Annotated in this window: 11 protein-coding genes; 4 read left to right on the top strand and 7 right to left on the bottom strand. The window is 43.3% G+C overall.

Annotated features, from left to right (window positions below):
- Window positions 1-279 precede the first annotated feature (279 nt).
- Window positions 280-1,902: an ABC transporter substrate-binding protein gene (locus J4N45_RS08095; protein WP_252014461.1), complete on the bottom strand. Its 1,623-nt coding sequence runs from the start codon at window positions 1,900-1,902 to the stop codon at window positions 280-282.
- 163 nt (window positions 1,903-2,065) lie between these two features.
- Between J4N45_RS08095 and mpaA the strand changes: the two genes are divergently transcribed.
- Window positions 2,066-2,809, top strand: coding sequence for a murein tripeptide amidase MpaA (mpaA, locus tag J4N45_RS08090; RefSeq protein WP_252014459.1), 744 nt, complete (start codon window positions 2,066-2,068; stop codon window positions 2,807-2,809).
- A 499-nt stretch (window positions 2,810-3,308) separates the two neighbouring features.
- Window positions 3,309-3,560 (top strand): hypothetical protein, encoded by a 252-nt coding sequence (locus tag J4N45_RS08085; RefSeq protein WP_042475725.1) that lies wholly within the window; start codon window positions 3,309-3,311, stop codon window positions 3,558-3,560.
- A gap of 82 nt (window positions 3,561-3,642) precedes the next feature.
- Here J4N45_RS08085 and J4N45_RS08080 read toward each other — a convergent pair whose 3' ends face one another.
- Window positions 3,643-3,954 (bottom strand): DUF3634 family protein, encoded by a 312-nt coding sequence (locus J4N45_RS08080; RefSeq protein WP_042475722.1) that lies wholly within the window; start codon window positions 3,952-3,954, stop codon window positions 3,643-3,645.
- Between the two features lie 14 nt (window positions 3,955-3,968).
- Window positions 3,969-4,418, bottom strand: coding sequence for a macrodomain Ter protein MatP (gene matP / locus J4N45_RS08075; RefSeq protein WP_128650539.1), 450 nt, complete (start codon window positions 4,416-4,418; stop codon window positions 3,969-3,971).
- Window positions 4,419-4,589: 171 nt separating this feature from the next.
- Between matP and J4N45_RS08070 the strand changes: the two genes are divergently transcribed.
- Together J4N45_RS08070 and fabA are read left to right on the top strand one after the other, a co-directional pair.
- The gene (locus J4N45_RS08070; protein WP_252014457.1) at window positions 4,590-6,227 is read left to right on the top strand and encodes a S16 family serine protease; all 1,638 of its coding nucleotides are present in this window, start codon (window positions 4,590-4,592) and stop codon (window positions 6,225-6,227) included.
- A 71-nt stretch (window positions 6,228-6,298) separates the two neighbouring features.
- The gene (gene fabA / locus J4N45_RS08065) at window positions 6,299-6,817 is read left to right on the top strand and encodes a bifunctional 3-hydroxydecanoyl-ACP dehydratase/trans-2-decenoyl-ACP isomerase (protein WP_128650537.1); all 519 of its coding nucleotides are present in this window, start codon (window positions 6,299-6,301) and stop codon (window positions 6,815-6,817) included.
- Window positions 6,818-6,943: 126 nt separating this feature from the next.
- On the opposite strand, the gene rmf is transcribed toward fabA, so the two are convergent.
- From rmf to J4N45_RS08045, 4 genes are all read right to left on the bottom strand, one after another.
- Window positions 6,944-7,117 carry a ribosome modulation factor gene (rmf, locus tag J4N45_RS08060; RefSeq protein WP_042475718.1) on the bottom strand — a complete coding sequence of 58 codons (174 nt, stop codon included), beginning with the start codon at window positions 7,115-7,117 and terminating at the stop codon, window positions 6,944-6,946.
- Between the two features lie 164 nt (window positions 7,118-7,281).
- On the bottom strand, window positions 7,282-9,261 hold the full coding sequence (locus J4N45_RS08055; RefSeq protein WP_252014456.1) for a DUF3466 family protein: 1,980 nt from the start codon (window positions 9,259-9,261) through the stop codon (window positions 7,282-7,284).
- A gap of 5 nt (window positions 9,262-9,266) precedes the next feature.
- Window positions 9,267-11,189, bottom strand: a complete 1,923-nt coding sequence (locus J4N45_RS08050; RefSeq protein WP_252014455.1) for an ABC transporter ATP-binding protein — start codon at window positions 11,187-11,189, stop codon at window positions 9,267-9,269.
- Window positions 11,167-11,418 (bottom strand): glutaredoxin family protein, encoded by a 252-nt coding sequence (locus J4N45_RS08045; RefSeq protein ID WP_234493743.1) that lies wholly within the window; start codon window positions 11,416-11,418, stop codon window positions 11,167-11,169. Before J4N45_RS08045 ends, J4N45_RS08050 begins: the two co-directional genes overlap by 23 nt.
- Window positions 11,419-11,423: the final 5 nt, after the last annotated feature.

The following is an 11,423-nucleotide window of genomic DNA, read 5'->3' as shown; positions in this document are numbered from 1 at the left end:
ACAATTACTAATCTCTGATTAAGTAATGTGATTATTAGGTATTTTATGGTAAATCATGATTATCGTTAAATACGATTATAAAATAAGGGAATAGTGGCAAGGAGAACATAGATTTTAAGCTAACGCATATCCCATTTAACATAAGATAGATAATACGCACTAAAGGTATTAAATGTTAACAATCAAAGAACTAGATTTGAAACCGCCAAATCCGCAACCCACCAGACAAAAAAGCCAGCAAAATCGTGGCTGGCTTATTCCTTCAATTTTAGCTGTTTGTTATTCGGCTTTCATGAACAAATCTTTTGAATAGATTCGTCCTTCAACGTTATTCATTGGAAAGCCTCCAACAGTTGGCCTCACTAAACGCGCTTGCATGTAATAATAAATCGGTGCGATTGGCATATCTTCTGCCAACAAAGTTTCAGCTTGGTCATAGAACTTGGCGCGCTCCTCGTCACTGGTTGCTCCAAGCGCATTCACGATGATTTTATCGTACGCGTCGCTCTTGTAGAACGCTCGGTTGCCGGCGTTATCTGATGTCATTAGGCTCAAGAACGTTGATGCTTCATTATAGTCACCACACCATGATGTTCTTAACACATCAAAGTTGCCTTCACGACGCGCGACCAAATACGATTTCCATTCTTGATTCTCCAACTCGACTTTCGCTCCTAAGTTCTTACCAAGCATTGACGCTATTGCCACCGCAATAGCCTTATTGCTCTCACTAGTGTTATACAGCAGCTTAATATCTAATGGATTCTCTTCGCTGTAGCCTGCCTCAAACAGTAACTTTTTAGCTTCCTCATCACGTTGTTTCTGACTCATCGCACTGTAATTTGGTTGGCTTGCTTCAAATCCGGCAACGTATTTGTGTGCAAAAGTATATGCAGGTAGATTACCTACCTGAGTAACACCGTTTGTAATAACATCCCGCATGATAGTATAAGACACCGCTTTGCGAACACGCGGATCGTCAAATGGTGCCTCTGTCGTATTGAATGCATAGTAATACGTGCACAGCAATGGAACTACGGTGTAAGACTCTGGTTGCTCTTTCTTTAGCTTCGAAGCCATCGCTGTCGGCACATCAGAAGTAATATCCACTTCGCCCGTTGCAAAACGGTTCATTGCAGCCGTTTGGCTTTCAAATGGAATATAAGTGACTTGGTTTAATACGGTATTATCGTTATCCCAATATTGCTGGTTTCTAATAAGCTCAATCCGCTCATTAATAACCCAATTTTCTAATGTAAACGCGCCGTTTGATACCATATTGCCAGGTCGAGTCCACTTGTCTCCATATTCAGCTAGAGCCTCTTTGTGAACAGGCATCATGGATGAATGAGCAGTCATCGCAACAAAGTACGGAACCTGACTTTCTAGTTCATACTGTAAAGTATGATCATCAAGTGCCCTAACCCCAAGTGAATCTAGAGAAGCCTTCCCATCTATAATAGATTGAATATTCTTAATTTTAGTAAGTTTTAAATACCAACCATTCGCTGATGCAAAATTGGGGTCGGCAGCTCTTTTGATACTGTAGACGAAGTCATGAGCGGTAACCGGGTCTCCATTTGACCATTTCGCATCTTTTCTTAACTCGAACGTGAAAGTTTTGTTGTCTTCTGTACTCCAAGATTTTGCGACGCCTGGTATCACATTGCCGTCCTTATTTTGGATAACTAATCCTTCAAACAAGTCCCTGAGCACGTGCATCTCTGGGAGTCCTTCTGCATTTGCTGGATCTAAGGTTGCTACTTCTGCGTCGTTACCGCGTACCAGTTTCTGAATCTCGGCTAAACGTGCATTTTCCGGTACCACTGCAGCTGATACAGAGAACGCCGCTGAGACCATTGCTGTAAGTAGCGAGACTTTCCATGAAATATGATGCTTCATCCTAAACCGCCTGATTGGTATAAAGTAATAGATGCCCTACTGTATTCTTAACAAGCAAACACTCTTAAAGAATACGAGAGCTGTCAGATATTAATACTGTTTTAGTTATGGCATATATGCATCTAGAATGCCGTGAGGAACAACAAGAAGTTGAGAGTGAGCTATGAATAATGCTAATCAAAACAGGCCTATATTGCGTCCAAGACCCGAAAGAGCAGAGTTTCAACAGACACCCTCCACTTACGGGGATTCGGTCTTGGGGGCACCTCTACTTTACTTTGAAGGTTGTTCACCCGAGGAAGAGCGTGGCCTTGTCCTCGCTGGAACACATGGGGACGAAACAGCATCGACTGTCGCTTTATCTTGTGCATTACGTTCGCTTCCTTTCGAGTATCTTAAACACGATGTCATACTTTCCATGAACCCTGACGCTAACCAACTGGGAACTCGTGCCAATGCCAACCAAGTCGATCTTAATCGAGCGTTTCCCACTAAAACTTGGACCGATAAAGAGACTGTGTATAGATGGAGCTCTTCTGCGCGTGAGCGAGATGTAAAGGTAAAAACGGGAAACGCAGAGTCTTTGGAACCAGAAGTTGCTGCTCTAATTGAACTAATCGAAACCCGAAAGCCTCGCTTTATTGTGTCACTGCATGAACCCCTAGCCTGCGTCGACGACCCGGAGGACTCAAAACTTGGGAACTGGCTATCACAACAATTTTCGCTGCCGCTAGTGAAACAGATCGGGTATGAAACACCCGGTTCATTTGGGAGTTGGTGTAGCGAGAAGGAGTTACTTTGCATCACTCTTGAACTTCCCGCGATTTCTGCTGATGCCGCCATTGATAAATACCTCGGTGCGCTCATCGATTTATTAAGGCTAGACTACAACAACGCAATATATTAACGTCATTTATCGGGTTTAGATAAATATTACAATCGACTTAGCTCAGAGAGATTAATAAAAGCAACGCAATACATTCACAAAATTTCTCAGTTGGAATAATACGCTCCGTAACAATTAAAAAACTTGAAAGCACTACCCCTATGATTTTTCAAGCCTCACCCCAAAAGCATTCAGAGAAATCAACTAAAGCCTCACATTCCATTGACGCGCTGTATGACATGTAATTATCCATATCCTTGAACTTAGTTGTCACCCATAAGCGTATCATCTTTCAACTAAATAACTTTCACAAAACCAATAGGCAAAAAACCACCACGAGCAATATGGCACATACCAAAAAATTCACAGGGCAAATACTAAATTACTTTTATAAATTTTTATTGTGTTTATTTCATTTTTAACTTTACACGATAAAGAAAATATTCAATCCTTATTACAACGCAAAGACACGATGTCTTTTAATTAGTATTTAATTAAGCTTGTAGAAAAGGAGATTTCTATGACTCTACCAATTGAATGGTTCAAAAATAGTTACGTACGTGTGCAGAAGTGGGATGCGGAAGGACTTTCGTTGATTGAAGCAGAATCAGCACTGGAGACTTACTTAACGGATAACAACCCTATTTCTCTAGAAATGGCTGATTATATTGCTGAGAATTGGACATGTCGTCGTATTCAAATGCTAGACTCAGAATCCCGTAGAACACTAATGAAGATTTGGGATGAGCGGGAAATTGCCGCTAAAGCATAGTCATTTATTGATCACGCCTGCTTTAGTTATAGTGTATTAGATAATCTAAGAAAAGGGCATAAATGCCCTTTCTTTTTCTATGCTAACGGCTCTTTTTTCGACCTTTAGATTTGAAGCTTTGGTGAGGGAATATGTTTCTAATTCTTTGCTGTATGTTCTTCGAAATCGTTTTACTGAACTTGAGTTTCATCCCGCTTCGAGTCTGGTATACCTTCAACTCTCCGCTTGTTTTATCTCTTTCTACGATCTCTTTTAAATTGTGCTTAAACGTTGGCGGTAAGTGCCCTTTCGTATGGGTGATCTCACCTTGGTCCATCTTTACGACTAAAGATGGTCTATCTATGGCAACAAGCCAAAAGACTAATATGGCACCAACTAAAACGACATACAGCATCCTCAACCCCTATTTTAATCACCGAGTAACTTACTCAAGTCCTCTTTCAAACTACTAACCTTTTGCGTCGCCTTTTCACTTCTAGATGCTTCGCTCAGCAAGTATTCGATCGCTTCTGATAGTGTACATCCCAGATCATTAGCACGATGAGAAAGCTTTTCCCATACACGAAAATCCAAATCGATGGATTTCTTTTTGGTATGTACTTGTTCGGCATTGTAGTGACGCTTTCGCTTCGCTCGAATAGCTTGCTTTAGCTTGTTATCTAACTCAACCGACATGTGTTCATTGATCCAATCAAGGACCAGAGTAGGTTCATGCTCAAGTTGCTTAAGCTTCGATACGGCGTGTTCAATTTCGCTTGTATCTACATAACGAGTGATGTTCTCACCTTCACGCCACTTTTTTGTTAAATACTGCCACTTCCAACCACATTCTAAGTTTTCAAGTTGTTGGTATTTCATTGGTTTGCATCCCTACTCTGTTTACAGTGACAGCGTAACCCAAGTTACTAAACTTCTCAATAATAAAGGTTGTTTTATGAGATTTTGCTCGCTTTACGTCGGCTCGAAAAACTAACGTTACAGCCCTATTCATTGTATACTTCGTGCAAATCTAAATTAAGTAAAGACATAATGAATCAAGTCTCTTGGCAAGAAGTTTGCCCCCTGTACAACGATTTTAGCGATCTCCTAGACACTGCTTCCACTCTCCCTTCGATTGAGCCTATTGAGTTACAACCGCGTCTCAAAGCCGCGCTGTCTTACTTCGTTTCAGACAATTGCCCTTCGAAAGTGCTAGTGATTAAAGATGGAGATAGCTTAGCTTATCGACAACTGGTTAGCGATTCGATCGAAAAGCTTGGTCACAGTACAATTATTGGCGTTGAAGCGAACCCAGACCTACTTTTTGACCGCTATAAAAATGTGCAAGGTGAAAACCAAATTTCTAGGGGCCTTGTCTCACAAGCTAATAAAAGTGTTTTAGTATGTTCCGCTCAGAGCGCACTGGCAAACCTTGGTGTATGGACTAATCTGAAGGCTCTGCTGCAAGGTGCTAAGCTTGAGTGCCAAGCGGTTGACTCTGAGAATGTGTCGGTACAACCACCAACATTTTGCTCAGATTTCAAGCTGGTGATTATCGGTGATCGTGATCAACTTTCAGACTTAGACCTGATAGATAGCGATTACCGTTCTGGATTTATGCAGTACACCGAAGTCGAAAGCGATTTAAAAGTCACCCAAACGAGCGCAGAGCAATACCTGTCGTTCGTAAACTATGTGGTTCGTTCTTGTCTCGGGGAAAAGCAACTCGACCGTTCAGCTTATCTCAAACTCCTGCAAGCTGGTGCGCGTGAGACTGAAGATAAGCAGTACTGGCCACTATCACTTGATTGGCACAAAGCGTTGTTGTGCGAAGCTTCATCCTACAGTCATACTTCCGTGATATCTTGCGAGCATATCGAGTCAGCAATCGATGCAAAACGAAATCGTGAGTCGTACTTACCTGAGCGTGCTATCGATGACATTTTAGAAGGTCAAGTCGTTATCGAAACGCAAGGAAAACAAGTGGGTCAAGTCAATGGATTGACCGTCATTGATATTCCAGGCCACCCTATTTCTTATGGTGAGCCGGCACGTATTTCCTGTGTCGTTCACTTTGGCGATGGCGACATTTCAGACGTAGAACGCAAAGTAGACCTTGGTGGCAATATCCACGCAAAAGGCATGATGATCATGCAAGCATTTGTCTCATCTGAGCTCGATTTGGATGCACCTCTGCCTTACTCAGCATCAATCGTATTTGAGCAATCATACTGTGAAGTTGACGGAGACAGCGCCTCACTTGCTGAGCTTTGCTCTTTAGTTAGTGCCTTGTCAGGTTATCCGATCGACCAGCAAATCGCTGTAACCGGTGCGGTCGATCAGTTTGGGCGCGTCCAAGCCGTAGGTGGCCTCAATGAGAAAGTCGAAGGCTTTTACAACGTGTGTAGGCACCAAGGCCTCACTGGCAAACAAGGTGTCATTTTGCCCAAGACAAATGTACAGCACTTGGCATTGAACAAAGAGCTTGTTGAAAGCATCAAGAACGGAGAATTTCACATCTGGTCAGCGACACACGTTGATGAAGTCATCCCACTTTTACTTGGTAAACCTTTCAATAGTGAAAGTGAAGAAAGTGTGATCGGCAAGATTGCTGAACGTATTGAAAACTTTGAAAAACATGAGATGCCAGAATCAATTGTGACAAGGATTAAAAACTGGTTTGTCTAGTCGTGGTCGGACTTGTCTAGCGTACACCTGTTCACTAAGATGGCCTAACGAAAATTTGGAGTAATTATATAATGCAAAACAGACGTGATTCTTATAGCCGTGAAGACCTTCTAGCCTCTAGCCGCGGAGAACTATTCGGCGAGGGCTACCCTCAACTACCAGCACCTAACATGCTGATGATGGACCGTGTGACAAAAATGTCGGAAACTGAAGGTGACTTTGGCAAAGGTCTGATCGTTGCGGAACTCGATATTACTCCTGACCTATGGTTCTTCGATTGTCACTTCATCGGTGATCCAGTAATGCCAGGCTGTCTTGGCCTTGATGCAATGTGGCAACTTGTTGGCTTCTACCTAGGTTGGATTGGCGGTGAAGGCAAAGGTCGTGCACTAGGTGTTGGTGAGCTTAAGTTTACTGGTCAAGTACTACCCACGGCTAAGAAAGTAACGTACGAACTGCACATGAAGCGTGTGGTAAATCGTAAGCTGGTCATGGGTATTGCTGACGGTCGCGTACTAGTTGATGGTAAAGAAATCTACGTAGCAAAAGATTTGAAAGTCGGTCTGTTTAAAGACACTTCTGCTTTCTAAGATAGAATTTCAATAAGCGACTCTTCGGAGTCGTTTATTTTTAGTTAAGATTATTAGTTATAGTGCGTTAGGGGTTCATTAAAGGGTCTCTTTTGAGGCCCTTTGTTACTTCAATTTCGCTCCCGACTACTTGAAGAGTCCTGATTGTTTATCATCTCTCGCGTCACGCCAACCGCCAAGCCAATATGACTTTGCATCCATTTGTTGATAGGGACAGGCTTCCATCGATCGCCCATTCAATCCAGCTTTGTAACCCTGTGATTGAGCTCGTTCTAGACGATCACGCTTTTGTCTCTTCATAGTACGGTCCTCGCTATACAAAATCGGTTTCCCGACTTTCTATCATTAAAGATTTGTGGAGCTTTTGTGACTCCTCTTTAATAATTGCGCATTTTTCCGCTGATCTCAAGATACAAAAAATCCCAGATTCAGAACTGTGAACCTGGGATTCTCGTCACTTGTGACTACTTGTTACGACGTAACCCGAAGAATCCAAGAAGAATCAATGCCATCCAACCTAGGCTACCACCACTACGCTTGACTGGCGGAGCTTCAACAGCTCGTGTCTGGATTGAACGTTCCGCTTCATTTGCGATCGGGATCAACTTAACCGCTACGACACGCTCGCGTTTTTGACCATTACCGCAGTAAGAGTTATGGCTAGTCGTGTCATAACCACCTTCACATTTCAATGCGGACGCAACAATTATACCATCGTCATTTATATCAGCAGCATCTACGATTCGATACTGATTATTTCCATCGAGCTTGCCATCATTTGTAAGGTCATCAAGCAGCCATGGTCGATTTTGGAAAATTTCACGTCTCTCAACCATGTCCGGATCGCTTGAGTCAGCGACACTATATGGGTAGATAAAGCCACGTTGACGACGCTTCTTACCAAAATACTCGGTCGTTTGCTCCGCGTCCACGGCACCAACAATCTCGTTGAAGTTATTAATTGCGCCTGTCTCTCCGCCAACACCACGGAAGAAAATACCGCTATTCCCATTTAGCTCATCAAAATACTGCGCCGATCCAACGTTACCACTCGAATCAATCGAAGCCAAAAACATACGGTTTGGAGCTGCTCCATTTTCTCGCTTATCTCCCCGGCGCTTGGCCTCACCGATTATGACTAAGTTCTGGTTGATGTCTGTAGCAACTGAGTTACTGTAGACGAAGTCGTCACCATCTTTGATCGTAGCTCGGGGGATAACTCGCGAGGTCACTTTATCAATATTGCCAGCAGAAAAATCAGTATTCGGTGTAAATACAGTAGCTTGCATAAACAAGTTACTTCCATCGCGAGTAGTATTAAGTCCCACGAAAACCGGTTTCCCTGAAAATGCGGAGGCAGAAGAAACAGCTACACCACGTATGCTACCTTGACTTGCCTTTCTATCTATATTGGCGTCGGTGGTATTTTGCCAATCATAAAAGGTATCCGGTGATATCTCAGCACCAGAACTCGCTCCAGTAACCTTCCAAATAGTAGCGCGAGATGCAAACGCAAAATTTTGACAATCAGGATAAGCCGCAGGGTCCGCATTAATACTGGCATTATTTATACAATTAGAAACGGAACCACGATAGTTTTTATTTGAATCTGTATAATCAAACGGTGCGACAGAAGCGCTTCCGACTACGTAGTCGTCTCCACCAAACTCAAACGCATCGAATGCCATTGTTCGCCCCATTTTTTCGGTAATGTTACCGTCTTGCTTAGGCAGCAGGATAGCAGGAGTGTCACCATTTCCCCAAAAACCTCGGTGACGATATATGAGAGCAGTGTTTGAGCCGTTATTGTAATAGCCACTGCTGATATTCCCTAAAGCAACGTTACCTTCATCGACTCCATTGACTACTGCGTTACTAGAAGTTGATAGATAAGAAAATCCACTTGGTGAGTAATTAGAGGAAGAAGGCTGCCCTAAGGCGAATAATTGCGCATCCCTAAAGACTTGTGCGTTTGACCTATAACCGGTGGCCCCCCAAGCATCTCTTTCTCTACGTAGACCACCATGATCACTGAAACTATGCCATAACTTATCGGTCCAAGCAGGATCACATGTCTGATAGCCAAGTTCGTTGCGGCAGTAGTCTCTGTTTCTGTTCCAGTCTGTGTAGAAAAACGATGAGTCAAAGTTAAACGGAACTTCTTGTCGGTATGAATGCCCTTCGGATCCTGCTCTTGAATCACCATAGGTTACAGTTGTGTTAGAGGAACAATCCTCACCAAAACAACCTTTGTTGGTGCTAGTCTGAATCGACTTTTCAATAGCTGAGCCATAAAACTCAGTTATTTCAACACCATTAGCGAAACCCGCTTCATAACCGGCTGTTGGGCTTATCTCAACAACTTTATACAAAGCAGCGTGCCCTGAAGTCGCAGCAAGTACACTTGCTGCAATCAATGAAATTTTAAAATTATTACGACTCATCAAAACTAACTTTCCTGTTGCATTGCTTCTAGCTCTTCCCATCGCTCAAAAGCAACGTTTAGCTCCTGCTCTTTTGCAGACAAACTATCTAAAATGGGTTGTGTCTCATCCACAGGCTTGGCGAAAAACGCTGGGTCATTGACCGTTTCCTGTAGTTGTTCAATCTCTTGCTCCAGCTGTTCCAACAACGCTGGTAACGCCTCTAATTCCCTTTGTAGCTTATAGGACAGCTTCTTAGGCTTAGAGTTCACAGTAGTTGCTTTCTTATCTTGTTCAACTGGCTGTTTTTTATTCTCTTTTACTGGTTCATAGGCTTTACGTGCATCGAGCACCTGTTGCCTTTGCTGCTGAGCATCATGATACCCACCAACGAACTCTTCGATAACCCCATTTCCTTCAAAAATCCAGCTAGCCGTCACAGTATTATCAACAAATTGACGGTCGTGACTTACTAGAAGCAAGGTTCCTTGGTAGTTGCCTAAAAGTTCTTCTAGTAATTCTAGCGTTTCAATATCAAGATCGTTAGTTGGCTCATCGAGAACCAATAGGTTGTTCGGCTTAAGGAAGATTCTCGCTAGCAATAAACGGTTCTTTTCACCACCGGATAGAGCTTTCACTGGTGTACGAGCACGTTTGGGTGCAAATAAGAAATCTTGCAGATAACTAAGTGCGTGACGCTCTCGACCGCCTACCATGACTTCTTGCTTACCGTCAGCCAAGTTATCAATGACACTTTTCTCTGGGTCCAAAGCTTCACGGTATTGGTCAAAATACGCTACCTCTAGCTTAGTACCACACTTTAGCTTACCTGAGCTTGGTGTTAGTTGGTCTAGCAACAACTTGATGAGCGTACTCTTACCGCAACCATTAGGACCGATAAGAGCAATGCGATCTCCACGCTGAATGTTGAACGAGAAGTTATTGATGATGGTCTTACCTTCAATCTGATAACTAAGATCGGTAGCTTCAAACACGATCTTTCCTGAGCGGCTTGTATCATCAAGTTTAAGGTTGACTTTACCTTGCACTTCACGGCGCCCTTTACGTTCTTCTCTCAATTTCTTGAGTGCGCGAACTCGACCTTCGTTACGAGTACGGCGAGCTTTGATGCCCTGTCTGATCCAGACTTCTTCTTGGGCAAGCTTTTTGTCGAATTCCGCGTTTTGCATTTCTTCAACACGTAACACTTCTTCTTTCTCGACTAAATACTTCTCATAGTCACCCGGAAATGACACTAACTGGCCACGATCAAGATCTACGATACGTGTTGCCATTGAACGAATGAAAGCACGGTCGTGTGAAATAAAGATGATAGAACCGCGGAAATCCTTTAAGAACGTTTCCAACCATTCGATAGTCGTCACATCTAAATGGTTAGTTGGCTCATCAAGCAACAAAACATCAGGGTCACACACTAGTGCACGAGCTAACGCCGCTTTGCGTTGCCAGCCGCCAGAGAGGTCGGTTAACAATGTGTTTCCGTCAAGCTTGAGTGCACCGAGAATGTTCTTTATACGATCCTCAAAACGCCATGCACCCGACACCTCAAGGCTCTCTTGTACTTTTGCTAGACGATTGATATGGGATTCACTTGGGTCTTGTGCCACCAGCTCAAGTAACGTGTGATACTGCTTAAGTTGCTCTCCGACTTCAGCAAGACCTTCGGCAACATAGTCAGCAACCGTACCTGCTTGATCACGCGGTGGATCTTGCTCCAAACGCGAAACAACCACATCTTGAGTAATTTGCAGCTTGCCGTCATCCATGATGATGTCGCCAGCGAGCACCTTCATTAAGGTCGATTTGCCTGCACCGTTGCGTCCGACAAGACACACACGTTCATTTTCTTGCAAAGCAAAGTCGGTTTTATCGAGTAGCGGGTGATCGCCAAACGCTAGTTGCCCATTATGGATGGTAAGTAATGCCATTGACTGTTAACCATTGTTGAAGTTGAGAGAGATCGAAGGGCCAGTTGATTTCTGATTGATCAACTTTAATGACGGGAATAGTGACACCGTAACGAGAAAACAAAGCATCGTCGAAAGCGATATCAACGATACTAACCTTTTCTTCCAGCCCAACCTGTTGCAGGAGTTCAAGAGCCATCTCGCAGAGATGGCATCCTTCTGTGCTATATAAAATCAGTTCCTTTGCCATAGTCC

It is taken from the genome of Vibrio sp. SCSIO 43140 (genome assembly GCF_023716585.1).
In the GTDB taxonomy this organism is placed as follows: domain Bacteria; phylum Pseudomonadota; class Gammaproteobacteria; order Enterobacterales; family Vibrionaceae; genus Vibrio; species Vibrio maritimus_B.
Note: the sequence above shows the minus strand (reverse complement) of the source record. Positions and strands in the feature narration are given on the sequence as shown.

Coding starts and splice junctions, on each gene's coding strand:
- J4N45_RS08095 (WP_252014461.1), bottom strand. CDS start 1,902: ATGAAGCATCATATTTCATGGAAAGTCTCGCTACTTACAGCAATGGTC.
- mpaA (WP_252014459.1), top strand. CDS start 2,066: ATGAATAATGCTAATCAAAACAGGCCTATATTGCGTCCAAGACCCGAA.
- J4N45_RS08085 (WP_042475725.1), top strand. CDS start 3,309: ATGACTCTACCAATTGAATGGTTCAAAAATAGTTACGTACGTGTGCAG.
- J4N45_RS08080 (WP_042475722.1), bottom strand. CDS start 3,954: ATGCTGTATGTCGTTTTAGTTGGTGCCATATTAGTCTTTTGGCTTGTT.
- matP (WP_128650539.1), bottom strand. CDS start 4,418: ATGAAATACCAACAACTTGAAAACTTAGAATGTGGTTGGAAGTGGCAG.
- J4N45_RS08070 (WP_252014457.1), top strand. CDS start 4,590: ATGAATCAAGTCTCTTGGCAAGAAGTTTGCCCCCTGTACAACGATTTT.
- fabA (WP_128650537.1), top strand. CDS start 6,299: ATGCAAAACAGACGTGATTCTTATAGCCGTGAAGACCTTCTAGCCTCT.
- rmf (WP_042475718.1), bottom strand. CDS start 7,117: ATGAAGAGACAAAAGCGTGATCGTCTAGAACGAGCTCAATCACAGGGT.
- J4N45_RS08055 (WP_252014456.1), bottom strand. CDS start 9,261: ATGAGTCGTAATAATTTTAAAATTTCATTGATTGCAGCAAGTGTACTT.
- J4N45_RS08050 (WP_252014455.1), bottom strand. CDS start 11,189: ATGGCATTACTTACCATCCATAATGGGCAACTAGCGTTTGGCGATCAC.
- J4N45_RS08045 (WP_234493743.1), bottom strand. CDS start 11,418: ATGGCAAAGGAACTGATTTTATATAGCACAGAAGGATGCCATCTCTGC.